Below are 26482 nucleotides of genomic sequence, written 5' to 3'. Positions count from 1 at the left end.
AGGAACTCACGGACGGCGGGGCACGCGGGGTTCAGTCGGTGTCCAGGCGCCAGGCCGGCACGGCCGGCTGCGGCGGGTGGAGGACGAAGTCGGCCGCCCGCTCCAGGGTCGCCGCGTCCGGCCGGGGCCGTGCGTCGCCCCGCTCGCGCAGGTGAGCCAGCAGCCCGGGTTCGGGAGCGATGTCGTACTCCTCCAGGTAGTAGGTGACGGTGTCGGTCCAGATCCACTCGCCGTCGGTGCGGTAGTTCAGCGGGACGGCGCCCTGCCGGGAGGTGTCGAAGATGTCGTCCATGAGCATCGGCGTCATCAGCACCTCCGCGCCGGCCCGCAGGTACCCGGCCAGCGCGGCCCGTTCCGTCGCGTCCTCGACCACCGCGCGGTCCGAGAACCCCGGCCCGGTCACCGGGTCGACCATGTCGAACACCGCCGCCAGCCGGAACTCCCCGACGTCCTCGTGCTCCTGCTGCTGATCCATGTCCTGCTCCCTCGCTTGTCGGCCCCGCCCCCGGGTGCCCCCACCCGGGGCAACGGCGCCCGGGGCGGGCGGTGTTCACCGGGTGGGGCGCGGAGCCGGTCAGCTGCTGCCCTTGATGGCCGGCCGCGGGTTGCGCTTGAACCAGAGCGGGAGGGCGGCTCGCAGTTCGGGGGTGAGCTTCCACGCCAGGAAGCCGCTCTTCATGTGCTTGTCGAGCTGCGCAACGAAGTCGTCCTCCGGACCGGTGTAGTCCTCGACGAACTTCATCACCCTCTCCGCCGATTTCGGCCTGACCGCTCCGTCGATCACGTTCAGGGCCTCGGCCTCCGCCGCCCGCCGTGCCGCGGCCGCCTCCTCGACCGCCCTGTCCGCGAGCCTCTGGTTCCAGGCGGACTCGCCGTCCTTCGAAGGGAAGTACTTGAAGGCGATGTCCTTCCCCTTGGGCAGGTACGCACTGCTGGAGTTGAGCCTGGACGTCTGCTTCCAGCCGTACTCGATGGTGCCCGGTACCTCCTTGCCATCCCTCGTGTACGTGCGCTCCTGGTCCGAGGACGTCGACTTCTGCTTGGCGGCGATCGTGTACCCCACGTAGGTGCTGACCTTCGGGAACGCCTCCCGGAAGTCCTTGACGACCTCCTTGCAGCTCGCGCACGTGCCTCGGGAGGAGAGCACGGTGAGCACACCCTCGGGCTGGGGAGGCAGTTGGGCACCGGGCCGCAGGGCGGCCTTCTCCGGCGGCTTGCCGGAAGACGGCACCGGCGCGAAGCCCCAGTCCTTCATCTGCTGGTAGGCCTTCGCCAGCCCCTTCACCTCGGCGTCGTAGCGCTGCGTCCTCAGGCCGTTCTCGTCCGCCCAGCGGGTGGCGGCCTGGAGCGACCGGCTGCCGTTGATGGACTCGTCCTTGCCGTTGGTGACGGCCTCCGTGGTCTGCCAGCTCTTGTCGCCCTTCAACTCCAGGCCGATGACGGCGTAGGTCTTGGTCACGTCGGTGCCGGCGAAGAGCGGAGCGAGGAGGGAGTCGTCCAGAACCGCCCTCGCCACCTCCACGGTGTCGGGGTCCGGCTTCACGACGGTGTCCTCGGCGGTGTCCTCGGCCCTGTCCTTGCCCTTCCCCTCCGTCGCCTCCTCCGGCTTCACCTCCCCCTGGGCGTCGGCCGACGCCCGCTTGCCCGACAGCGCCATTTCGACCAGGTCGGACGTGAGGGCGTCGGTGCTCTTGGATTCGGTGCTCTTCGATTCGGTGCTCTTGGCGTCGGCGTCCCCGAAGACCTGTGCGCCGTCCACCGGAGTCGAACCTTGGCGCTTCCACCCGTCGATCTGCTGCCTGGTCGCCCCGTCGATCAGAGCAGCGGACTCGGTGTCCAGCCGGCCTTCGCGGTCCGGGGCGCCGAAGAACTCCCACGGCGCCCGGTGCGTCAGCGGTGCGCCCTGCCCGGGCATGGCGAGCACCGCCTGCCAGTCCGCCAACCGGACCGCACGGTCGGGGAAGAGCAGCGGATCGATCACCCGGCTCTCTCCCGCCGTCTCGACCAGCACCGCGACGTGGTGGTTCCACTCGTGGTCCGGGTGGAGCCGCCCGTGCTCGGCAGCGGGATAGGCCCAGACCTTGGCGAGGTGCTGGCGGCCGATCCCCGGGTCTGCCGCGGTGATGAGCTCGGACAGGGCGTGGGCCCGGAATTCGCAGTTCTGGGCAAGGTTGCCGCCTTCGGGGTTGTAGCGGCTCATCACGTCGGTGTGGAGCGCCTGGAACCGGTCGGCGGAGGGCAGTGCGACGGTCTGCTGGGCCAGGGCATCGCGGCGGTCGGTCAGGTCTTGGCGCCGGTTCTCCGTTTCGTCGTTCAGCAGCCCCAGCAGCGCGTCGGCTGCCCGCACCGAGTGCACCAGGCCGACGTTCTGGATGGCCGTCAGCACATCGCGTTCGGCCCTGATCCGGGTGAAGACCGCATCCGGGGCGTTGCCGACCTCGGCCCTCCCCCACAAGGCCGCGAGCTGGTCGGAACGCCTGCCTACCACCCGCAGGAGGTCGCGGTAGTCCTCCGCCGAATCGGCGAGCTCACTGCCGGTGTCGTCGTCCGACACCATCTCCTCGTCCGTATCGGGACGATCGTTCGGGCGGACGCGCTTGCCCGAACTCGGGCCCTCGCCCGGGTCCGAGCCCGAGCCCGAGCCCGAACTCGAGTCCGAGTCCACGAGCCCGCCCTTGCGCCGGCGTCCGGAGAACGCCACCGCGTCGCTGTGCGACGCCAACCGGTCGCCGTTCGGCGCGGAGCGGTCCGGAATCACGGTGTAGCCCTCGGGCGCCGGCGTCGAGCGCGGCGGGAGGGTTCCGTTCACCGGCAGGTGGGCGCCGACGGTGCGCACCACGGGCGGGGCGTCGGGGGACGCGCCGCGCGGGGCCGTCAGGCTCACCCAGCCGCCACCCTCCACCAGGACGGGACGGCCGGCACTGTCGAAGGCGACCTGCCGGGCGACCACCAGCGCCCCGGGGCCGTGCGGGTCGCTGCGGAACGGCCCCGAGACCGGGGGCGCGAACCAGGCCAGGCCGCTGGGGGCGTAGACCTCCAGGTCCAGGCCGGGCAGGCGCAGGCGCAGCTCCCGCAGCACGCCGGCGGCGAACGACGTCTCGCCCTCGCGGGCCGAGGAGCAGGCCACCAGCTGCACCGGCTTGTTCCCGTCCCAGGCCCGCTGTTCGTACAACGAGGCGAGCAGGTCGGCGACTTCGCCCTCGGTGACCCGGGTGTTCTGCCAGCGCGGCACGCCGTCGGGGCCGGTGTGCATCGCCACGGTGAGGAAGCGTTCGTCGGCGGGGAAGCGGTCCAGCGTCCCGGCCATCCGCCGGCGGGCCTGCTCGCCGACCGCCGGGTCGTCCAGCCGGTAGGCGCCCGAGGCCTCGTGGTGGACCAGCGCCTCGCGCAGCTCGCCGCGGCGGCCGGTGACCGGCGGGTCCGCGGCCGGCGTGTGCTCGGGGCCAGGACCGAAGTGCCCGGCGTCGGGCACCGTCGTCAGCGCGGCCTCCGGGTGCGCGGAATCCTGCGACGCCACCTGGTCGGGTGCCGGGCGCTCGCTCCAGGGGCCGGGTCCGAACTCGGCGGGGCCCTCGTAGAGGTCCGGCGCGCTGAGCTCGATCACCCGGTTGACCTCGGCCGGGTCGTCCGTGGGGCTGACGCCGAAGCTCAGCAGGCGCGGCGCGCCGTGCTCGTCCGTGCGGCCGGTGGCGACGGCGACGTGGTCGCCCCGACCGAAGACGACGATGTCGCCCGCACGCGGGAGCGGCGTGTGCGGATCGTTCGCGTCGTAGGTGGTCCTGGTGTGCGGCAGCAGGCCGGCGATCAGGTTGGCCGTCCATTGGGGGCCCGTCAGGTCGGCCGCGTAGAGGTCGTGGATCCGGTCCCAGTTGATCAGCCCGGCCGTGTGGGCGGTGAGCAGGACGGACTCCCAGCAGTTGAGCGTGGTGTCCTGCGCGAACGGCGGCGGCTGGTCCGCCGGGCCTTCCAGCGCCCAGTCCGCGAAGGCGGTGCGCTCCAGGTCGAGGGCGCCCGAGGCACGCCAGTCCAGGACGACCCCGCGCTCGGACAGGCCGTGCATGGCCTGCGCCAGCTGCCGGCCGCCCTCCGCGGCGGGCAGGTCGAAGCAGCCGGCCAGGTGGTCCGCGCGCAGCGTCAGGAGGGCGTCCAGGACGGGCGGTGGCAGTGCGCCGCCGTCGGCCGGGTGGTCGAGGGCGCCGCGGTCGGTGCCGGCGAGCAGGTCCAGGTCGTGCAGCCTGCGGCCCACCGCGGTCACGTCCGCGCGGTGGTTGGCACCGCCGGGGCCGACACTGGCGGAGAGCGTCAGGCCGAGCGCGCCGGCGTGCTCGGGTACCAGCGGCGAGGCGAGGTGTTCGGCCGTGGCCCGGACGAGCGGCTCGACGGTCGCCGGGGGCACCGGCAGCCTGAGCGGTGGGGCGTTGCGGTTCCTGGCCCGGGCCTCGATACGGCGCTGCAACGGCTCCGCGTCCTGCCGGACCTGTTCGGCCCGGTCCGGTGCCACGGCGCCGAGGTCCTCCAGTCGGCGGGTCAGTGCCAGGACGTCGGCCGGGCGGTTGTTGTTCCGTCCTTCGTCCCCGACGAACGAGCCGGAGGCCATCCGCAGGCCCGTCCGGGTGGCGGGGACGTCCCGGTTCGCGGCGGGGGGCAGGACGGCAGGTGGGTGGACGGCGGGCGGCTGGACGGCGGGCGGCAGCGGCGGGGCCTGCTCGGAAACCTGCGGCGTCTGCTCGGGAACCGGCGGAGCCTGAGCGGGCCGGCGCACCGCCGTCGTCGCGCCGGCGTTCCCGCCGGCCGGGGGTTCGGGCTGGCCGACGAGCTGCTCGGCCGTGCTGTGGACCTGGTCGTCGCCGCTGGTGGTCAGGCCGGTGCCGGCGCCCGGGTGCGGCTGCGGGGCCGGGGCGGGCGCGGCGGTGGGGACCAGGACGTCCTGCGGGCGGTTGCGCTCCGGCATGGTGCCGGCCGGGCGCAGTTCCACCGTGAAGGTGTGGCCCTTCTTGGCCGCGAACGCGCGGAGCTTGTCGGCGATCTCCTCGGCCCGCTCCCGGGTGGGCAGTTGCTGGTCGCGCCGGGGGACGGGGGTGTCGCTCGGCCGCTGGTGGCTGATGACGACGTGGCGCAGGTCGCGCCAGGACAGCGGGCCGTGGATCTGCGTCTCGAAGTAGCTGTTGGTGTCCATGCCTTCGGTGAGCATCCGCGCGCCGAAGTCCGGGTCGTGCCGGAAACCGGTCGCCTCGCCGAAGACCCGTTCGACCATCGCCGGTTCGCCCCACAGCAGCAGCGGCAGCAGGTGGGAGTCGGAGGTCACCGACAGGGCGCCCTTCTCGCGCGCCGTCCAGGAGTCGTTGGGGGTGTGGGTGACGCGGCCCCGGATGTCGTCGGACCAGTGCAGCGCGAACGCGCCGTAGCGGCGTGCCACGCCGAACGGCTGCAGGTCGGAGACCAGCGCCCCGTACTTGGGCAGCAGGCCGCGGTCGTCCTTCGCGGGCTTGAACCGGCTGTCGTCGCTGCCGGTGTCCTGGTAGAGGTGGCGGGTGTCGTGGCTGCGGCGCAGAGCGGGCGCGTAGCCGAAGTGCTCCTCGACGCCGCCGCGGCGCGAGGGGACGACCGCGGCCTGCGAGGCGCCGGTCTCCCAGGCGTTGCGGAACAGCCCCTGCTTGTCGGCCATCAGCTTGTCCAGCAGGGTCTTCGACTTCGATCCCCACCCGCCCAAGCCGCGGCCGGACGTGCCGAAGGTGGTCTGGCGGTTGGCGTTGAGCGGTTGGTCGAAGTGGAAGTTGGTGGCGATGTACATGGTGTCGCGCATGTGGTTCTCGACGTCGGTGATCAGCCGGTCGACCGCCTCGGGGGTGTCCCGGGGGTACTTCGCCGCCCACCGCCACTCGCCGGTGGGCGCGGTCAGCCGCTCGGTGAGCAGGGCGCGGTCGCGCTGCTCGAAGGCCATCGCCTTGCGTTCGACCATGACCAGGGCGGCCGCCTGGACCGGGTGCAGGGCAGTCCAGTCGACTCGGGCGCCGGTGAGGCGGTCCAGGAGCGCCGACTCGTGTGCCCCATCCTCCAGTGGGTGCTTCTGCGGCTCCCGCAGGTGCGCCACCAGTGCCAGGTCCCGCGCGCTGGGGACCATCCGCTGCTTGGACTCGGCGTCCAGGGCCTGGCGGTCGAGTTCGGCCTGGAGTTCGCGGACCTCCAGCTCCAGCGTGTCCAGCTGCCGGCGCCGGTGGTCCTCCTGCCAGGTCCCCGGGGTCGGCGTCTGGGTCCGCAGCCCTGCGATCTCCTCCTCGCGTACCCGCGCGGCGGCGGCGAGGTCGCTCCCGTCGTGGTCGAGGAAGGTCGTGAAGGCGGACCGGAGCCTCTCCTGCGTCCGGTCGATCTCCCGTTGCAGCTGCCGGCGTTCGGGGCTGCCCTCGGGCAGGTCGGCGAGCCGCCGGCGCAGGTCGCCCAGCTGCTCCCGCTCGGCACCGGCCCGGAACGGGTCCACGGCGTCCGGGCCGGGCATCCGCATCGGGACGTCGGACGGGTGGTCCGTCAGGCGCATCGGCCCGCCGTCGAGCGGCGGCCGGGCGTTCCCGTCCTGGGCGGCCGGCGCGGTGCTCCCGCCGTGTTCCGCCAGGACGGTGATCTCGTCGTGGGCGTCGATGACGGTGCGGACGGTGGGGGTGTTCTCGTCGGTCCCGTGCGCGGCGGTGGTCTCGGTGACGGTGCGGTGAGCGGCCGTGCCCGGGTCGCCGCCGGTGTCCTTGCCGGTGGGGTGGACGGTGACGAACCCGGGGCGGTCCTGGCCGGGTCGGCGCAGCTGGACCAGCCTGGTGCTGCCGTCGGCCTCCTTGGCGACGTAGGTCTTGCCGGTCGTCGCGTGCACGGTGCGACCGGTGGCGTCGGCGATCAGCCCCAGGTTCACGCGGGACAGGCCCGCCTCGCACGCCAGCAGCACGACCGGCGACTCCTCCGCCCGGGCGGACAGGCTCGCCCGGCGGTTCAGCATGCCGCCGAAGTCCCCGTACGAGACGGACTTGTAGCCCTCCGTGCCGGCCGGCGTGCGCACGGCGACCTTCAACCAGTTCCCGGCGCCGTGCAGGTTGGCGAAGTACGGCTTGCTCTTCGGATCCCACGGCACCTGGACGTCCGCGTCGTCGCCGTCGCGCTCGCCGGGCTTGTTCTCGCCCCGGTGGACGGCCGCCCAGTCGAAGCCTCCGTCGGGGCGGACGGCCCGCTGCGGCGCGAAGTCCGGGTTGGCGACCTGGTTCTCGGCAGCCGTCCGCTCCGAGGGGAAGTTCAGGTGCGTCTCCCGGCGCAGGCCGAAATCCTCCCCGGTGTGGAAGGAACGCCCCACGTTGACGCCGTCCTCGCCGACGATCGCGTGGGTCACCAGTTCGCCCTCGGTGAAGGGCTGATGCCGGTCGGAGCCGTGGTCGAGGACGCTCGGTGCGTCCTGCGTCTCGAACTCCCCGTCGAAATCGAACCAGTCGTACGGGAGGTCGATCGACTCGAAGCTGGGGTTCGTGGCCAGTTTCTGCTCGCGAAGGCTCCCGCTCACGTCGCCGATGGTCGCGGCGCGGTAGACCAGCGGGTCCCGCCTGTAGGGTTCGCCTCCGTCGGGCGGCGTGTCTTCGCTGGAACGCCAGAGGAGCGAGACGGATTCGTCCTGGTGGCTGATCGTCACCTCCAGGAACTGTCCGCTCAACGCCTCGTGCGGGTGCTCGATCCGGACGGTCTTCTGGAGGCCGTCCGCCGACCACGACTCCGTGATGCGGTGGTGGGGCTTGAGGTCCAAGGGGTACGCGGCCCGCAGCGAGGACTCGCTGAAGAACCGGGTGAACGCCTGGAACGCGTCCGGCATCGACATGTCGCTGGACCAGTTCTCGACCTCGGTCCGGATGTCGTCGACCGACAGGGGTTCGGCGTCCGCCGAGATGACGTGGAAGCGGCCGTCCTCCTCCCGCGCGATCACCGTCAGGCGGCTGGGTCCGAGCGTCACCTCGGACTGCTTCTCATTCACCGGCTCCGGGTCATCGGCCCTGGAGTGGCCCGGCGGGAACGACAGCGCCAGCATGGGATGGGACTGCGGCACGTGGATCTCGAACAGTGCGTAGTTGTCGGCGCCGCCCCCGTTCGACATCCAGTCCTGGACGAACTCCCGGTCGAAGGAGGTGGACGACGGCAGCAGCTCGGTGAAGACGTCCCGTTCGCGGCCCTGGGGGTCCATCCGCACCGCCCGGTACAGACGCAGGGCTCCCCCCGCCTCCTGCGCCCCAGCCGGGGGGATCGCCTGCGCGTGGTCGAGGAACCTCTGGACGTCTCCGAGCAGGGCCTCGTACCGCTCCCCCTCACGGATCCGGAGCATGCCCTGGTCGTCGCGCTTGCTCGTGAACGCGCCGTTCTTGATCCGCCCCATGAACTCGCGGAGCGCCGGGTTTTGGGCTGCGGCGCCGAGGTGGCGCCTGGCCAGGTCCACCGCGGCCTGGTCGGCAGAGGCCGGCGGCGCGGCGGCCGGCTGCCGGAGGCTGCCGGCGGAACCGGTGTCGCCCTCCCGGGTCGGCTGCTCGGCGTCGGAGGGGTGCTCATCGGCGGCCGGGGAGTCGGGCGCCGGGACATGGGGCGCCAGGTCGTCGAGTGACCAGTCCCCCACCAGGTGCTCGTCCGGGAAGCGTCCCTCCGGCGCCACCTCACTGCGCAGGTGCTGCTCGGTCAGCGGTGCGAGGAAGCGGTAGCGGTGGTAGGTGTCGCTGTAGGTGAGGTCCGTCCTGGTGAGGTTCGGATCCGCGCGCTCCTCGGGGGTGAGGCTCTCCGAGAACAAGCGGGAACCGGTCATGATCTCGTGGAAGGTGTGGTCGTCCGACTCCACCATCCAGCCGAGCAGCCCCAGCCTCAACAGCTCGAAGTCGACGGGCTCGGCCTTCATCTTGTCGAGGGCCGCTCTGCCCTCCTTCGTCCTGGCGAGCTCCTTGACGGCCTGGAGCATCCCGAAGGCCGTGCCGGAGGTGCCGCTGACGACCAGTCCCCCGCTGTCGTGGGCGTCCTGCTGGAACTTGGAACCGAGCTTGTAGTGGAAGCTCTTGGCACCCGGCTGCCAGCCGAGCCGGCCCTCCTTGTCCACGGCGCTGTACCACTCGCCCCGGCCCAGCGGCGGGTTGACGTCGAGGGGGTTGCGGTCGGTTTCGAGGATGCTCCTGGCCCGGCGCTCCGCCGCCTTCTGCGCGTCCTCGACGGTCTTCTTGCGGTTCCAGTCCCCGATCTGTTGGCTCCGGAGTCCGGCGTGGCTCTCCCGGATGCTGTCGATGACGGGCCCGTACGGCTCGTCGGTGCGGAACGATCCGAATGGTGCCTCCTGCTCGGACTCGCCGACGGGCCCCTTCAGCAGTTCCCCGTAGACCTTCTTGATCTCCGCGGTCAACGGGTTGACGACCTCGGCACCGATGTCGTGGCGGTCCGCCCGTTCCCGCGTCAGCTGCTCCGGTCGCGGCAGCTGCCGCTGTCGGACGAGCTTGGCGAAGTGGTTGGAGGTGTAGCCGTTGTAGAGCAGGGCCATGCGCTCCCGGAGGTTGCCGCGGTCGACGACCTCCTGCAGCAGGTGCCGGTCGGTGCCGACCATGCCGGTCGTGCCCGTGCTCCTGGAGCCGAACTTGACCTTGTCCTTGTCGCCGGTGGTCATGGCCCAGGCCAGGTCCACGACCTTCTTGACCTCGCGCTGGACGTCCTCGCGCTGGAGCAGGTGAGTGGCCAGCCGCCGCTCGAAGGCCTCGGCGTGCTCGCGGTAGGCGATGCGCCTGAGGTCCCCGGGCGAGGCGGGCGGAGCGGCGTCCAGGACGGCGTTCATCGGGACCGGATCCGGCTCGCGGAGGGGGCCGGGCATGTCCTGGCTCCGCGGGTGCTGGGCCGCCTTGTCCTGGTGCGCCTTGATCAGGTAGCCGTCGAACTCCGGGACGAAGTCCTCGGTCCGGTAGTGGTTCCAGAGCGCTTCGCCCTCCTTCACCTTCAGACCGGCGATCCGCAGGCCGCTCTGCTTGTCCGCGGGCTGCGTCCCTTCCCGGAGGAGGCCGTCGTAGAAGCGGGGGTGGAACTTGAACTGCGTCCCGTCGGTGAGGAAGTCGTACTTCGCCAGCGTCTGCGGAACTTCCTTGTCCGTCCAGTTCTGGGTGATGTTCTCCACCTTCAGGCCCGTGGCCCCGCGGGAGAGGGCGAACTCCATGACCACCGGCAGGTTGGAGAGGGTGTCGCTGTAGGCGGCGGCGTGACCGAAGTCGTGGCCGGTGTAGAGCCCGGGCCCCAGCTGGGACCACCCCTCCTTGTTCTTGACCGCGCCGATCTTGCCCTGGATGAGGTACCCCCGCAGCGTCACGGCATCGGTCACCCGGAAGACCGGCTGCCCGGGCTCCATGGTGACGACGACCATGTCCGGCTTGACGCGGCCGGCCAGCTCCTTCGCCACCTGCGGGTCGACGGGACGGGTGGTCTCCACCGCCACCGGCGCCCGGGTGTCGGGGCGCAGCGCCGAGTAGTGCGCGGCCAGGCCCTCACCAGGATTGCGGTAGACGTGCACCTCGCGGCCCTGCACGTCGGAGTTGTACGCGGCGCGGTTGTTCCCCTGGTGGACCACGAGGTGGATGCCGAGGGCGTGGGCGATGATGACCGGCGCCTGGTCGTAGAAGGAGGTGTTCCACAGGGACCGGTTGCGCAGCCCCATGTCGTACAGGTCGCTCATGCGCAGGTTCCCGAGCTGGTCGGCGGAGAGCGTCGACGGCTCGTCCCCGGGGTTGCGGCGCACCTGCCAGGTCCGGGTCCGCTCGTCGGGTTCCAGACGGTCCTGGGGCCGCTGGCCGGTGTTGTCGGCGTTGTGGCGCAGCACGGCGCCGGCGTCACTGCGGAACCACTGCGACGCCAGCTCGCGCAGCCCGTTGACGGTGAGGTCGCCGTGCTGCCAGCCGGCCAGCTCACGGGCGCCGGCGAGGACGGCGTGGAGCAGGCAGTCGCCGTCGCCCGGCACATCGACGACGTGGTACAGCCGGCCCTCGTCCAACACGTTCACGCGTGATTCGTGCACCGGGGCGGGAGCGTTCGGCGCCCTGCTGGTGGCGACTTCGCCGGCGCGGGTGGCGCTGCCGGTCGGGGTCAGCACGCCGGAGCCCTCGGTCTCCGGGTGCCGCTGCGTCAGCGGCGCTTCGACCGTCTCCGGGTGCCGCTGCGTCGGTGGCGCGTCCACCGTCTCCGGGCGGGGGCGCTCCTGCCCGAGCGGCAGGTCACGCAGGACCGGGCCCGAGCGCAGGACGTCCTCGATCCGCTCCAGGTGCCGGGGCAGCACCGTGAAGTCGTCCCGGTGGGCCGAGGTGCCCATCACACCGTTCTCGCCCGCCCACCGGTCGCGGCGGCGCAGCGCGAACGCGTCGCCCGGCTTCGCCGCCGGTTCGACGTACTCGTCCGGCAGGCCGAGGTAGTGCAGCGCCTCGTGCAGCAGCACGCCGGGCGGGCTCTCGTCGGACCAGGTGAACTGGTCGCTGCGTTCGCGACCGGGAACCACGGTGACCGTCTGGTGCGCGCCGGCCGCGTCCGGCGTGCCGTCCACCCGCAGGTGCACCTGGTCCCCGCCGGGCAGGCGGAATCGCTCGTTGAAGCGTTCGTCGACCACCGACCGGACCCGGTCGAGCATCCGGGTGGCCTCGTGCGCGGGCAGCGGGCGGCCGTCCGGCCCCTGCAGGTGCAGGTTCAGCGTGAACTCGGTGACCCAGTGCCCGGGACGGACCTCGAAGCGCCGCGCGTCGTAGCTGATCGTGGTGTCGGCGCCGTGCAGCCCGCCCAGGCTCAACTGCCGGGCCTCGTACTGCTCGCGCACCCCGGGCCCGGCGATGGCGCCCGGCCCCCCCTGACCGCGCACCAGGGGGTCGAAACGCACCGTCTCCATCCGCGCGGGCGGCGCCGACGTGCGGATGTCGGCCCAGGACGAGGCGGGCAGCACCGTGCCCGCGCCCTCCGACGGCGCGACCGGGCCCGGCTCCCGCACCGGCGGGGGTACGGCGGCGGGCCCGGCCGGCGCCTGGGCGGGCTGGTGCACCGCCGTCGCCGCCCCGGAGTTCCCGCCGGCCGGGGGCTCCGGCTGGCCGAGGAGCTGTTCGACCGCGCTGCGGAACTGGTCGTTGGCGTCGGCGCTCAGGGACTCGCGCCAGGCGTCCAGGTACTCGCGCACCTCGCCGGTCGGGTTGTCCAGGTCGTGCACGAACGCGGCCAGCTCCGCGGTGTTCCCGGTGGCGAGCGCCGCGGAGGCCTCACCGATCCGGTGGCCGCCCTGTGACGGGGTGCCGTTCGGTGCCAGCGTCCAGGGGCGGGTCTCGCCGCCCGGGCGGGCCGAGATGCCGGGGGTGGCGAGGGTGAGGATCTCCTGCCACGTGTTGGCGCCCTCGGTGACGACCAGGGTCGAGTAGCGCTCGAACAGTTCCATCACCGCCGGCTCCACGCGTCCCAGCCGCAGCTGGTGGGCGCCGCCGTCGTCGGACGGCGCGTCGGAGAGGCCCCGGAGGCCGGCCAGCAGCTCCGCGGGGTTCTGTCGCTCGTTCGGCCCGGCTCCCAGCAGGACCACGACCGACGGACGGGGCGGGCCAGGGACATCCCGCAGCGCGGCTTCCATCCGGGCGGCCATGTCCCGGTGGCGGACCGTGCCGTCGATGGAGTCTCCGTAGTAGGCGGTGGCCAGCCGGATCTCGCTGTTCTGGGCGCGCCGCAGGAGGTCGGCGACCAGGTCCGGAACCGGGTCGTCGGCGCCGGTGGCCGCCGGCCAGTGGTCGCGGACGTGGCCCGGGAGGTCCTCCGGGACGGGCTGCGGGCGGAAGGGGTAGGTGACGGTGGCGCCCTGGTCGTGCCAGAGCTCCGCCAGGACGTCGTCCCCGCGGCGGATCTGCCGGGGGTGGCTGTCCCACAGGAAGGGCTGCAGGACCAGGACGTCCGGATCCTGCTCCCCGGTCATCTCCCGCAGGGACGAGCTCAGGTTCTGCTCGAAGTAGCCGGCCGTGTCCGCGCCGTGCGGAGCGTCCAGGGCGGCGAAGACGGTCAGCGTCCGGCCCTGCCCGGAGGACTGGGCGCCGGCCGTCAGGACGTCGGGGGTCAGGTGCTGGTCGGGACTGATCGGCCGGTCGCGGTTGTCCTCCCTCGTGACGGAGTCCCGGAAGTCCTGCTGGATCTGCGGATTGTCGCCCAGGTACCGGCTGCGCACGGGTGCGCTCGGCCTGCTGGAGTCCAGCCAGGCCCCCTCGGGCCTCGCCCCGCTCCAGGCGAAGTACTTCCAGTACGTCTCCACGTCGGCGGCGATCCGCCGCGCGACCGGGTTGTACGCGACGTCCAGCGGCGCTCCCGCCGGGTGTGCGGTCACCCGCATCCCCTGGTGGACGCCCGTCCACGGACTGTGGAACAGCTCGTAGGAGCGCCGCGGGTGCGCCAGGTCGGCCGAACGGCCGAGCCGTTCGGCGTAGAACGGCGCCTTGCCGCGCGCGAACGTCAGGTGGACCTCGCCGGAATAGCCCATCCTGGCCAGGCCTTCCAGCACTCGCAGGAAGGCGACCTGGTGGCCGCTGCCGGGTGAGCCCGGGTCGACCAGGCTGATCCGCGGGTAGCGCTCGCTCAGTTGATGCCCGAGTGCGGCGTCGGCCGGGGACACGGTCGGCGTCCCACCGGTGTGCGGCGGCAGTGCGGCGAGGTGCTGTTCGTCCTCGGCGCGGTGCTGCTCCCGGATCTCCTGGACCGGCCCGTGCGAGGGCACCGGCACGAACGGCACGGCGACGGGCTGCCCCGCGCCACCCGGCGCGGGAGGCGCCAACGGGCCACCGGGCGGCGGCGGGGGCGGCGGACCGCCCTGGGCCGGGGGTGCCAACGGACCGCCCGGCGGCGGCGGGGGCGGCGGACCGCCCTGGGCCGGGGGTGCCAACGGACCGCCCGGCGGCGGGGGCGGCGGAGGCGGCGGGGCCTGCGCGGGCGTGCGCTGCGCCACCGGGTAGACGGCGTCCTCGGTGGCCTGACGCTCCTTCCCGGCCGGCACCTGGTGTACCGGCTCCTGCACCTCACGGCGGGACCCGGTGCCCTCGTGGTCCTGCCCGGTCGTCAGGAGCGTCGGGCGTGCCCGTTCCTGCGACGGCCCGGCGGTCGCGGGCCCCCCGTCCTCGGGTGCGGGGGCGTGAGGGCGGCGGTCGCCCTGCTCGGCGAGCTCGTGACCCTCGGGCCGGACCTCGTCCCGCTTCGTGCCCGAGGACGGCTCCCGGACGCTGTCCCGGGGACGGACGAGGGGGCCGGACGGGGTGAGCGGCCCGGGTACGGGGGTCGGCTCGGGCTTCGGCTCGGGCTTCGGCTCGGGCTTGGTCTCGGGCTTGGTCTCGGGCTTGGTCTCGGCCTCGGGCTTCGTCTCCGCCTCGGGCTTCGTCTCCGCCTCGGGCTTGGTCTCCGCCTCGGGCCTGGGCTCGGGCCGTTCCTCGGACGGGCGGCGGCCGAAGACGTTCTCGTTGGCCGCTTCGTGGCCGCGCCAGTGCTCGCTGTTCAGGTCCTCCGGACCCCAGTGGTCCTTGTAGGCGTCGAAGAACTCGCCGCCGTAGCGGGTCTTCAGCTCCTGGACGGTCTCGTCCGACACCTTGCGGCTCTCGGCGAGGCGGTCGTAGCCGGCGGCGGCGTGCTCGCGGGCGGGGAGTACGGCGCGTTCGAAGGCGACGTGCCGGTCCAGGCCCTCCGTCAGCCGCTCCCGTTCGAGGCGCCACTGCTCCAGCCGCTCGGGCAGGCCGGCCTTGTGGTCGGCGTCCGCGTCGCGCAGCAGGGAGCGGAAGTTCTCCTCGAACGCGGCGCGGATCCGCTCGGTGTAGCCCTCGCGCACGCGCCGGGCCGCGGCGGAGGCCGGCGGTTCGGAGCGGTCGGTGCGGCTGCCGCGCGCCGGCCGTCCCAGGGCCGTCTCGACGGAGGCGGCCGTCGCCGTCCCGTGGCCGCTGCCGTCGGCGGTGTCGGGGCCGCCCAGGTCGTGCGGGACCTTGGTGCGGGCGGTGTCCTCGGCGGCGCGCAGCGCCTCCTCGCGGGCGCCGTGCAGGGCCAGCAGGCGGTTGATCTCGGCCGGGTCGGTCAGCCGGTCGAGCTCCTCCTTGAGCCGGGCCGGATCGCGATCGGCGGCGGTGTGCTCGGTGACCGCGCGGTCGGTGAGGCGGGCGAGCTGGGCGCGGGCGGCGGCCACCGCGCCCGCGGACGGGCCCTCGGCCAGGCCCAGTTCGCGCAGCGCCTCGGCGCCGAACTGCTCGGGGGCACTGGTCTTCCAGGCCCCGGCCGCGTCCTCCACCGCGTCGACGGAGCGTTTCAGCACGGTCTCGCGGACCGCCTGGACGGTGAAGTCGTGGGACAGGCCGCCGCGGTGACTCTCGAAGACGTCCCGGAAGTCGGCTTCGAGCCTGTCCTTTCCCCTGCGGGTGGGGTCGGAGGGGGTGAGGTCGTCGCCGTTCTCGTCCTCGATCGTCAGGAACGTGTCCTCGTCCCGGCGGCCGGTGCCCGGCCCGTTCTCGTCGGCGTCCAGGGCCGTCCGCTCCTGGTGGCGGCCGTGGACCTCGGCGAGCCGCTCGCGCATGGCCTCGGCGACCTGGTCGCGGGCCTCCTCCGACACCCGGGCGTCCTTCGGCACGCCGAGCGCGTCCAGCAGCGCGTGGTCCGACTCGGAGAGGTTCTCCCGCTTCCAGTCGGCGTGGGCGTCCTCCACCGCCCGCTCGATGCGCTCGGACTGCGTGGCGCGGGCCTGCCGGACCTCCAGGTCCCCGGCGGCCCGGCGCAGCCGGTGTTCCAGCGCCCGGGTGGCCAGGGCGTTGCGTTCGGGGGTGAGATCGGCGCGGGTGGCGTACAGCTGGGAGATGTCGCGTTCGGCGTCGGAGCGGAAGCGCTCGGAGACCTCCCGGCGGATCTCCGCACTCGGGTGGTCGCCACCGGTGGCCGCCGGGTCGAGGCCGCGCTCGGTCAGCAGGTGGTCGAAGCGGGTGACGGCGATCCGCAGGGCGAGTTCGCGGGCGCCGGCCAGCTCCAGGCGGTCGGCGGCGCCGGCGAGGATCTCCTCCCGCTCGTGCGGGCGGGCCTCGATGTCGCTCTGCACGTCGGCGGCGGTGCGTCGCCACGCCTCGGTGCCCGGGCCGGTCAGGGCGCGCAGTTCCCGGGGCAGCTCGGCGTGGCCCTCGATGAGGTGTTCCTCGACCTCGCTGTGCAGGGCTTCCTTCGCCTCGGCCTCGGCGAGCACGGTGTCGTGCCGCTCGGCGAGCTCCTGCTGCTTGTCCTGCCAGGCCGTGCGCCGCTCGTCGCCGGCGGGCACCTTGGCGTGCTCGGGTGCGTCGACCCGGTGGTAGGCGTGACCGGAGGGCGTGTGGGTGGTGATGGGGACGGGCGGGCCGTCGGGGTCGTGCGGGTCGGTGGGACCGTCGGGCCTGGGACCGCGGGGCGGGGTGGCGGGCGGCACCGGCCCGTTCGGGGCGGGGCGGTTCGGGTCCGCGACCGGCACGTCCGGGGTCCTGGGCTCCGGGCCCTTGGGGTCCGGGGTCTTGGGGTCCGGGGTCTTCGAGCCCTCGGCCGGTACGTCCGGGCGGTTCGGGTCGAGGCGGCCGGGCGGGGTCGGCGCGGTGGCGTCGCCGGGGCCGTCGGTGCTGGTGCGCAGGGGCGGCGGCACCGGGGCCGTGCTCCGGTCACCGTTCGCGGGCGACTGCGGCTGCGGGCCGTTGTCCGTCCCCGCTCGTCCGCCCGCTCCCCCGGGCCCGCCCGTCGCGTTCCTGGGCTCGCTCAGGGGCGGTTCGGCGTGCTCGTCGACGACCGTGCTGCGGCGCGCCGGGTCGGGCGCGGGCGCCTGCGGCTGGGGCTTCGTGCTGCCCTGGTTGTTGGCGTCCGCGGACGCCGTCGCGGTCCTGCCGCGCTCCCCGGCGCCGGCGTTCTCGGGCCTGGGGCTTTCGGGCCTCGGGGTCTCGGGGCTCTCGGGCCCGCCACCCGTTCGGGTCCTGGGCGCGGGTGAGGGAGCGGCGCCGTCCCGGTGGCCGGGGGCTGCCGGGGACGCGGAGGACGAACCGGGCGCGCCCGTCCGGCCGTCGCCCCGGGACTGCGTCTCGACCGGTCGCGCGGGGGCCTTCGGGTCCCACCCGCCGTCGACCGAGGAGGTGTGACTGGTCTTGCCCTTGGGGTCGGCGAGGACACCCTCGCCGTTCTCCGCCGGATGGTGGCTCCCGGACCCGAGGACGGACGCCAGCGAGCCGGCGCCCGACTTGAGCCCGGCGCCGTCGCCGCCCGAGAGCCGCGTCCCGGCGATCTGGTCGATGTGCCCGGGCCGGGGCACCGGCAGCGGCGCCGAGTACCCGCCCATGTTGCTGATCACCGAGAGGAAGGTCAGCGGGTGGAGGTATCCGTAGTTGTCACCGCTCTCCGGGGTGATGCGCGAGCTCTCCAGGCCGCGGACGAAGTCCGCGTACCGCAGGGTCAGCGGCGAGGCCAGCCCCATGATCATGTGCCGCATGCCGCCCATCATGAAGCCGCCGACGAAGCTCATCCCGCTGGCTTGCCACTCGCCGTTGTAGATCGTGTTGTAGATGCCCTCGGTGAGGTACTGGTTGATGCCCGACTCGATCTGGCTGCCCAGCACGTGCCCGAGGTAGAACATCTTGTTCATCTTGTTGACGCCGCCGGCGAGTTCGGGAATCTTCTCGACCAGCAGCTTGAGTTCGGGCGTGAGCGCGACCTTGCCGGCGTCCTTGGCGAGGTTCTCCAGCGTTTCCTTCAGCGCTTCCTGACTGCTCTCCTTCATCACCGTCTTGAGCGAGTGCTGGGCGAACTGCTTCCCGACGTGCTCGCCCATCTCCCGGGCGAGCTTCTTACCCAGTTCCTGCCCGAGTTCCTTCTCGAAGAGCTCCCCGAGCTGGCGCACGAACTTCTCGCCGGTCGCGGCGCCCACCTTGCGCCCGGCCTTGAAGCCCTTGGACAGGTACTGGGCGTTCTCCTTCAGCAGCGTGCTGATGCCCCTGGCGAACCGCTCGGCCGCCTCGTTCCCGAGCAGGTGGCCCAGGCCCTGACCGGCCTCCTTGCCCGCGCCCTTGAGTGCACCGGCCGCCGCACCCTCGCCCAGCTCCTTGCCCGCGCCCTTGAGGGCTCCGGCCGCCGCGCCCTCGCCCAGTTCCTTGCCGATCCCCTTGAGGGCTCCGGCCGCCGCGCCCTCGCCGAGTTCCTTGCCCGCCCCCTTGAGGGCTCCCCCGGCCAGCCCCTTGATCACGTCGTTGAGGGCGCTCTGCACGAACAGCTTGGCCAGGCGCGGGCCGAGCAGCTTGCCCAGGCCCAGGCCCAGCAGGTTCAGCGGCCCGCCGATCGCACCGCTGAGAGCGCCGAAGATCGCCGCCTGCTTGGTGAGCTCCGTGTCCCACTCGTGCCGGTCACCGCGCTTGAACTGGATGCCCTGGATGATCGAGTCCAGGATCAGGCCGCCGACGATGCCGCCGAAGGCGTGCAGGGCGATCAGCTGCGCGAGCTTCTTCAGCAGCTGGATGAGGAACTGCCTCGTCAGGATCTTCTTCCACTCCAGCGCCACCAGGGAGGCACCGCCGGTGAAGATCGACCAGGCGATGGCGAAGGCGATCTCGATGATCAGCTGGACGAGCTGGCCGATCGCCATCCACTTGGTGTACTCGACGGTGTTGGCGACCTTGCCGGCCAGTTCGGCCAGCTGGGTGCAGAGACCGGCGGCGTTGCGCAGGGGGTCGGCGGCCGGGTCCGAGCTGGTGAACCGTCCCCACTCCTTCTTGAAGGCCTCGGCGGCCTCGCCCTCGATCCTCGTGTTGCAGGTCTGGATCGCCGCGAGGATGTACTCGCTCAGCGTCGGCAGGTCCTGGGCCAGCGCGAGGTAGTCGTCCCGGACGTCCCGCAGCAGCCCCTCGTCGCTCTCCGGCCAGGGCATGCCGCTGATGATGTGGAAGAACTTCGCCACACCCGGGGAGACGTGGATCGACGAGTGGGGCATGGCGCAGGGCCTCCGGGGGCGGGACTGACGGTACTGAGGTGCGGGGCGGGCGGGCTGACTCAGGCCCTAGCGGCGGCCGTTCACACCATGCCGGCGCCGTGTTCGTCGGTGGCGTCGAAGAGATCGGCGGTGCCCTGGCCGTGCGCGGACATCGCCTTCAGCTTGTTGCGGATCTGCGACGTCAGGCTGTACAGGTCGGCCGTGGGCTTGTCGATCTTCTCGTGGTACTGCTTGCCGATCTCGTCGCCGCCGCCGGCCTTGACGTTCTTCTGGTTGATGTCCTCCATCTCCGTGTTGATCTTCTCGACCAGGGCTGCCACGACGTCGAAGTTGGCGAACGCCGCTTTGAGGCCCTCCTCCTTGCGCAGCGTCCTAGCCATTGAACTCCTCCTGGCTGCGGGCCTTGGCCGTCCGGTCGGCGCCGGGGCGCATCGCGGTGAGGGGGGCCAGCAGCACGTCCAGGTCCAGCCCGCCGCCGATCCCGAACAGGCCCTCCTCCTCGTCACCGCGCTCGCCGGTGAAGTCCATCCGCAGCGTCTCTCCGACACCCTCGAAGCTGCGCATCTCGGCGGTGATCTGGTCACCCATCCGGGCCTTGGCCTCGTTGAGCACGTCCTTCAGCACGGTGCTCAGCTGGGCCGGGGCCATGGACTGGTAGGCGGTGGTGTGGAAGCTCAACGCGAGCAGCTCGCCCTGGGGGCCGACCTTCGCGGTGACCATCCGGTCCTTGCTGGTCGCCGAGGCGGTCATCGCCTGCATCTTGCGCGTCGACTCGGCCAGCCTCTCCTTCTGCTCCTCCAACGAGGCCATGGCCTGGTTCAGTTGGTCCTCGAACGAGTGCGACATACCTTCTCCGTTTCCTTGTCCAGGGGCGGTGTCCCTCCCGGGACGCCGCCCCTTCCTGCCGGTGCGCCGGGCGCTCAGCGGCCGATCACACCGTCGACCGCGCCGGTCTCGGTGCCCCAGACCTCTTCGTCCTCGGCCAGCCAGGTGGTGCGCTGACGGTCCTTCTCGCCCTGGCCGGCGCCCATGCCACCGCCCATGCCGCCCATCGGCGGCATCATCGGCATTCCGCCGCCGCTGGTGGACACCGACCGGCCGCGCATCGCGGCCTGCTCCTCGGCAGCCATCGCGGCGGCCTTCTGTGTCGCGGCCTTCTCCGCGGCCGCGGCCTCGGCGGCCGCCACGGCTGCCGTCTTGCCGCCCGGAGCCAGCCCGCCGCTGTTCTCGATGGCCTGCGGACTCAGCCCGCCGCCGGAGCTGACCAGCCGGGGCAACGCGCCGCCGCCGGACGAGAGGCCGCCCGACGAGAGGCCGGTTCCCCCGGCGCCGCCGAAGAGGCCGGCGTAGGATCCGAGGCCGCCGGAGGCGGAGGCCGAGCTCCCGCCGGAGCCGTAGTCGCCGAAGGAGGAGCCGAGGTCCAGATTCCAGTCGGACCCGGTGGACGGCGGACGGATGCCACCACCACCACCACCGGTCCCACCCCCGCTGCTGCCGCTGCCGACCATCGCGTCGATGGCGTGCTGCCGGTCGGTGTAGCGCTGGGAGATGTCGGAGATCGGACGACCGGTCGAGTCGAGCAGCGTGCCGTCGCCGGCGATGGATCCGCCCTTGGGCAGCACCACCGGGTTGCCGTCGCGGTCCAGCACCTCCTTGTCGTCGGGCCCGATGACCGTCCCGTCGTCGCGGACCTTCGAGCCCTTGGGCACCTTGGCGTTCTGCCCGTAGATGCCACCGCCGGTGCCCGGCGGAACGTCCGAACCCGGGGGGACGACGACGGGCTTGCCGTCCTTGCCGGTCACCTTCTGACCGTTGGCGTCGTATACCTGGCCGTCCTTGCCGATGTAGCCGCCCGGGGGCAGCATCACCGGCTTCTTGTCGGCGCCCAGGACGGGCTTGTGGTCCTTGTCGAGGATCGGCGTGCCGGCGCCGTCGCCCCCGAGGCCGGCGCCACCGCCGCCACCGCCACCGCCGCCGGGGCTGATGACGGGGGGCGGCGGCGGAAGGTGGGTGTTGTTGCCGCCGCCCTTGCCGTCGCCGCCACCTCCGCCGGCACCACCGCCCAGGTCGGACTCGTCACCGGCACCGCCGCCCGCTCCTCCGCCCGCTCCTCCGCCTGCTCCGCCGCCCGCTCCGCCGCCGCCGTCACCCGTCCCCGGGCCGGGCGGCGCCGCGGTGGGCAGGTCCAGGTGCACGTTGCTGTAAACGAAGGGGAAGTTGGCGTCCAGCTTGGAGTAGGCCGTCTCCAGCGCTCGCATCGGATCGGCCTCCACGACCTGCCGTTCGTCGACGACGTGGATGACGCGCCTCTTGTCGAGCTGCCTCTCGACGTTGGCCAGCCAGATGTTCTTCGCGCTGATCTCCAGCTGGTCGTAGAAGCCCTGCTCCCGGGGGTCGCCGAGGGGGGTGCTGATCGACTTTATGGAGTGCATGTCAGGGTTGAGTTCCGGCACGACGCCCGTCAGGGCCTGTGACAGGGCCTGGTAGATGGCGTGGGAGGGCCATACGTTCCCGCCGGCGTACCACTGGTAGTGGGCGTCCCGGAGCCCGCCGATGGTGTGCCCGATCTGGTCGGCCGCCGCGTAGAGGTCGGCCTCGTACGGGGTCTTGTCCAGTTGGAGGCGAATGGTCTCCATCTCCAGCGCGTACCGCTTGAGCAGGATCTTGAACTCACCGGCCGCGTCGCCCTGCCAGTCGCTGTCCGACCCGTTGATCTTCTCCGCCCAGCCCTGCACCCGCGGGTACCAGGTGCTCAGCCACGTGCGCACATTCGCGATGCCCTGCGCGGCGTACCGCAGGCTGGCGGGGTTGACCGTGTCGTTGCCGGCGCCACCGGGGCCCAGCGGGGCGAAGATGTCCTCGTGCTGGTGGATGAACTGGGACAGCGGCTTGTCGCGGTCGTTGCCCCAGTCCTTGTAGTTGACGCTCAGCGTGATCCGGAAGTGGTGGTTGACGTTGCTGTGCGTGTAGTTCCACGCCCACCAGACGTCGGGGGAGCCCATCCCCGAGACCCCGCCCTGAGTCGTCGAGCCGTTGTAGAACTTGCTGTTGTCAAAGGCCATCTTGTCGATCGGGCTGAGCCAGGGCTTGTCCTTCGAGGGGCCGGCGACCTGCTCCCTGGTGACGATCTTGGCGGAGCGCTGGGCCTCTGACGCGAAGAAGCCCAGCACGTCCTCCCACTTCGGATCCGGCATGGGGTGTCCATCTCTCCGTAGGTGTGCGGGGCACTCAGCCCGGGTTCGGCCCGCCGGCCTTGGGAGCGGTGGCGGTCGACACCTTGGTGAGGACCTCCATCATCTCGGCGGCCGTCATGGCCTCCTCGTGGGCGGCGTCCATGAGCGTCAGCGCCAGCCGGATCCTCAGCTGAGCTTCGGTCATCTGGACGCCGAGGGTCTTGAGGTCAGTGGCCACGCCCGTCGCCAGGTTCTTGAAGTCGGTCTTGATCTTGCCTGCGACGGGCATCACCTGGTCCGAGCCGTGGCCCACCAGCAGGGAGGTGAAGTCCCCGCCGCCGTCCCCGCCGAAGGACAGCATCGTCTTGAAGCCGGGGTCGTCCTTGAGGACCTTCAGGTAGTTGCCGAGCTGAGTGTCGGCGAAGTACTTGAGGTCGTCGCTCTGGACGCTGAGCGTGTGCCCGTAGTCGGGCTCCGGCGGCGTCGCCATCAGCCGACGCCCCCCGCGGCACGCTTGTCGGCGTCGCGCAGCAGGCCGTGCATGACGCGCAGGACGTCGGCGCCCTGGATGATGTCGTTGTTCATGGCGGTGTTCTGGTCGGCGAGCGCCTGGTAGAAGGCATTGGCGGCGGTGGCGAGGTCACCGCTGAGCTGGGCCTCGGCGGCCTTGATGGCGGCCATGCAGTCGTCCATCGCGGCGTGCATGCCCTGGCCGGCCTGGGTCAGGGCGTCGGCGGCCTCGTCGATGTTGGCGTGGTTGAGCAGGATGCTGGCCATGGGGGTCCTCTCGGTCGGGTCGTCGGGTGGCCTGAAGGGGGCCGGGGTCAGCGGGGGTTGAGGCCGTTCAGGACTTCGTCGGAGGCGCCGCCCCAGCCTCCGCCGGCCGCCAGGGCCTCGTCGTGGGCGGTGTTGACCTGCGTGTGGCCGGCGGCGAAGCTGCCGTGGAAGGACTGGTACGCGTTCTTGAGCTGCTGGTAGCGGTTCTGCCAGTCCGCGATCTTCTCCTGGTACTTGGAGCTGCACGCGGCCTGGAAGTGCTGCTGGATCTCGCCGTTGACGTCCTGGACCTGCGTCGCGGCGCGCATCATCGTGTCGATGTGGCCCTCCAGGGTCGCCAGGACGCTCCGGACGACCGCGTCGTCCGTCTTCAGGTTGAGTGCCGCCACGGGGGTTCCTTCCTCCGGGCCCGGCTTCGGCTGCCGGGCTCACTCGACTCAACGGAACTGCGGGGGGCGGCGGTTCACCGCAGGCAGGTGGGGCCGGCCGGGCTCGGTGCGGCGGCGGCGCCGGTGAGCGCGGCCGGGTCGAGGCTGGGGCCGGTGGGCAGCAGGGTCAGCAGCGCCTCGGGCAGGCCCGGGGGGGCGACCTCGCCGTAGCCGAGCTGTTTGGCGACCTCGGGCGAGGGCAGCGGGTACTTCACCCCGGTGTCGGTGACCAGGTAGAGGGTGGTGCCGGTGCCGGCGGTGGACAGCGCGCGCACCAGGGCGCCGCCGCCGGGGCGCACCGCGATGGTGTCGGCGGTGGCGCAGGCCGCCTCGACGCCGGGCTGGGCGGCGGGGGCGGGGCCCTGGAGGGCGGTGTCGTCGAGGAGGGTGACGGCGGTGGTGGGCGCGGGGTCGCCCGGGCGCAGCTCGGCGCAGACGTCGCGGCCCTGGGGGGCGGTCAGGAGCTCGGGCGGGGTGGTGGGCAGGGCGGTGGTGGGGGTGGCGGCCGTCGCGGGGGGCGCGCTGTGGGCGGCGAGGTCGGCGGGACGCAGGGCGGCGGGGGTGACGGCGGCGCCCTGGTAGGCGATCTGCTGGGTGCGGGAGTCGTTGCGCAGCAGTTCGAAGGCCATCGTGGTGAGCGGGGTGAGTCCGGCGGAGGTGAGCAGGTAGGGGTCGCCACCGGGGCCGGTGAAGAGTTGTCCGATGCGGGTGGGGCGGGTGGCGAGCTCGGGGCCGGGGGTGCCGCGCTGGTCGATGTCGGGGGCGGCGAGGTCGGGGCCGGCGGGCAGGGCGTTGAGGAAGGCCTGGGGGACGGGCTGGGCGGTGGCGGTGCTCTGGCCGAGGGCCAGGCGGGCGCCGTTGTGGGTGTCCAGGCGCAGGCGGCGGCCGTGCCACAGCAGGTGGGTGGTGCCGTCGGGGGCGGTGACCAGGAGGGCCTGGTTGTCGGAGAGGGCGGTGCCGCGGGTGGTGGGGTCGATGGCGACGGCCAGTTGGGGCCGGCGGGCGCCGGAGGGGCCGGGGCGCAGGGCGGCGCAGGCGAGCCAGGGGGCGGTGGCGAGACGGTCGGGTGCGGGCAGGCCGTCGGGGGCGCCGAGGATGCCGAGCGGGGTGCCGCGGGGGGTACCGGCCAGGGAACGCACGCTGACCTGGTCGACGGTGAGCTGCTCGCCGGCGATCAGGCGGGCGGTCGTCTCGTTGAGCAGGGGGTGGAGGGTGCCGTCGAGGTAGAGGTAGCGGGCGCCGCTCTCCTTGACCAGGACGAGGGTGCCCGGTTTCTTCCAGCCGGTGGCGCCACCGGGGACGAGGACGCCGTAGACGGCGGCGATCAGGCAGGCGAGGACGGCGATGACGATGCCGGTGACGATGCCGCGGGAGGTGCGCCCGGTGGGGGCGTCGGGGGCGTCGGGTTCGCCGCGGAGCATGCCGGTGGCGAGGCGGCCCATCACGAACAGGTGGGCCTGCACCTGGTCGCGCTTCGACTGCATGGCGTGGTTCTCCTCGGTGGCGGGGCGTGGGGTTGCTCGCGTGGGCGGGGGCCGGGCGTGGGGTGTGCCGCCGGTGCGGGTTCAGCCGGCGATGGCGCGTAGTGCCTGGTAGGCGCCGGCGGCGGAGAGGGCGAGCGGGAGCACGGTGATGGCGGCGAGGGTGTGCAGCAGGTCGGCGGCGCGGCCCCAGTAGGGCAGCAGGCGTCGGCCCGGGACGGTCCACGAGACGGCGGCCAGGACGGCGCCGGTGGCGAGCAGGGCGGCGAGCAGGACCAGACGGGCGGACGGGGACTGGCCGACGGCGAGGTGGGCGGTGAGCACGGCGGGGCCCAGGGCGCCGGGGACGAGGACGGCCAGGCGCTGGGGGATGGCGCCGATGCCGCGGGCGTGCAGCAGGAGCAGCAGGGACAGCGCGCAGGTCAGGGCGGTGGGGGCCCAGCCGTCCTGACCGGCGAGGGCGGTCAGGCACCCGGCGAGGACGGGGGCGAGGGCGAGGTGGAAGGCCGTCAGGAAGCCGTCGGCGACGACGCTGCGGGAGCGGACGGAGGCGGCGGGGACGGCCTCGATGCCTTCCTGGAGTTCCTCGGCGTTGCGGGGCAGGGCGGGCAGGCGCAGCCCGGACAGGCGGAAGCAGAGGCCGGGCAGGAAGCCGGCGGTGGCGACCGGGAGGACGGCGAGGACGGCGGCGGTGGCGGGTGCGGTCAGTCCGGTGAGCAGCAGGGCGCCGGTGGCGGTGACGTGCAGGGCGAACAGGACCAGGCCGAGGAAGAGCGGGGCGGAGCAGCCGACGGCGGCCATGGCGAGGACGGCTGCTCCGGCGCCGGCGCAGCCGCCGGCGAGGAGTCGGGCTCCGGTGGCGGAGGGTCCGGTGTCGGTGGTGAGGAGGGCGCCGGCCAGGGCGAGGTAGGGCACGGCGGTGGCGCCGAGGGCGGTGCCGGCGGCGGCGTCGCCGACGGCCCGGGAGGCGCTGAGGGCGCCCAGGAGCAGGAACAGGCCGGTGATGGCGGCCGCGCCGGCGCGCAGCTGCGGCGGGCCGGGCAGGAGGAGGAGTGCGATGCCGCCGGCCAGGGCGGTGACGGCCAGGACGAGGGCGGTGTGGTGGGTGAGCGCCGGGCGCCAGGTGTCGGGGCGTTCGCGCATGCCGGTGGCGACGCCGTCGGCGAGGTCGTCGTAGTGGACCTCGGGCAGGGCGTCGCGGCGTGGGCGCAGGTAGAGGTCCTCGCCGTCGCGCAGGTCGAGGGCGTCGGCGCCGAGTTCCTCGTCCAGGGGCGGGTGGCCGAGGCGTTGGAGGACCCAGCCGTCGTGTTCGAGGCCTTGTTCGTCGAGACCCGGTTCGGCGGGGTCGAGGTCGGCGTGGGCGAGGACGGCGGGCAGCAGGTCGGCCAGGGGGATGTCGGCGGGGACGGCGAGTTCGAACACCGCCCGGGGGGCGTGGAACCTCAGTCGGCACAGTGCGGCGACGGCGGCCCCGTTGGCACTCCCGTTCACGGTTCTCCCTCGTGGTCCGCGGCCCCGGCCGGGCCGGGGGGCCTGGGAGCGGGGCCGGCTCGGCGGTGGCTGGTCCTCGGAAGAGGGCGCGGCCGCCTGGGGCTGTCCGGGGGTGGCGGGTCGGGCGGCCACTCCCCGCCCGGTGGCACGGATGGCGGGGGGTGGTTGGTT

At 73.1% G+C, this 26482-nt stretch carries 10 protein-coding genes; all 10 read right to left on the bottom strand.

Annotated features, from left to right (window positions below; translation table 11 throughout):
- Positions 1–31: 31 nt before the first annotated feature.
- The 10 genes from ABZ495_RS17840 to eccD all read right to left on the bottom strand — a co-directional run bounded on the left by ABZ495_RS17840 (position 32) and on the right by eccD (position 26311).
- The gene (locus ABZ495_RS17840) at positions 32–475 is read right to left on the bottom strand and encodes a hypothetical protein (protein WP_359836725.1); all 444 of its coding nucleotides are present in this window, start codon (positions 473–475) and stop codon (positions 32–34) included.
- Positions 476–574: 99 nt separating this feature from the next.
- The gene (locus ABZ495_RS17835; RefSeq protein ID WP_359836723.1) at positions 575–18961 is read right to left on the bottom strand and encodes a protein-glutamine glutaminase family protein; all 18387 of its coding nucleotides are present in this window, start codon (positions 18959–18961) and stop codon (positions 575–577) included.
- 80 nt (positions 18962–19041) lie between these two features.
- Positions 19042–19341, bottom strand: coding sequence for a hypothetical protein (locus tag ABZ495_RS17830; RefSeq protein ID WP_359836721.1), 300 nt, complete (start codon positions 19339–19341; stop codon positions 19042–19044).
- Positions 19334–19807: a YbaB/EbfC family nucleoid-associated protein gene (locus ABZ495_RS17825; RefSeq protein WP_359836719.1), complete on the bottom strand. Its 474-nt coding sequence runs from the start codon at positions 19805–19807 to the stop codon at positions 19334–19336. Before ABZ495_RS17825 ends, ABZ495_RS17830 begins: the two co-directional genes overlap by 8 nt.
- A 74-nt stretch (positions 19808–19881) precedes the next feature.
- Positions 19882–22155 (bottom strand): hypothetical protein, encoded by a 2274-nt coding sequence (locus ABZ495_RS17820; protein ID WP_359836717.1) that lies wholly within the window; start codon positions 22153–22155, stop codon positions 19882–19884.
- A 34-nt stretch (positions 22156–22189) separates the two neighbouring features.
- Positions 22190–22624: a hypothetical protein gene (locus ABZ495_RS17815; protein WP_329489374.1), complete on the bottom strand. Its 435-nt coding sequence runs from the start codon at positions 22622–22624 to the stop codon at positions 22190–22192.
- A complete protein-coding gene (locus tag ABZ495_RS17810) occupies positions 22624–22911 on the bottom strand; it encodes a hypothetical protein (RefSeq protein WP_359836715.1) in 288 nt (95 codons plus the stop codon). Before ABZ495_RS17810 ends, ABZ495_RS17815 begins: the two co-directional genes overlap by 1 nt.
- Before the next feature lie 47 nt (positions 22912–22958).
- Entirely contained in the window at positions 22959–23300 is a 342-nt protein-coding gene (locus ABZ495_RS17805) for a hypothetical protein (protein ID WP_359836713.1), read from the bottom strand.
- Between the two features lie 74 nt (positions 23301–23374).
- Positions 23375–24823 carry a type VII secretion protein EccB gene (gene eccB / locus ABZ495_RS17800; protein WP_359836712.1) on the bottom strand — a complete coding sequence of 483 codons (1449 nt, stop codon included), beginning with the start codon at positions 24821–24823 and terminating at the stop codon, positions 23375–23377.
- Between the two features lie 81 nt (positions 24824–24904).
- Positions 24905–26311, bottom strand: coding sequence for a type VII secretion integral membrane protein EccD (eccD, locus tag ABZ495_RS17795; protein ID WP_359806122.1), 1407 nt, complete (start codon positions 26309–26311; stop codon positions 24905–24907).
- Positions 26312–26482 lie beyond the last annotated feature (171 nt).

Source organism: Kitasatospora sp. NPDC005748, from assembly GCF_040630735.1.
Classification (GTDB): Bacteria; Actinomycetota; Actinomycetes; order Streptomycetales; family Streptomycetaceae; genus Kitasatospora.
This window is presented reverse-complemented; position numbering and strand designations above follow the sequence as displayed.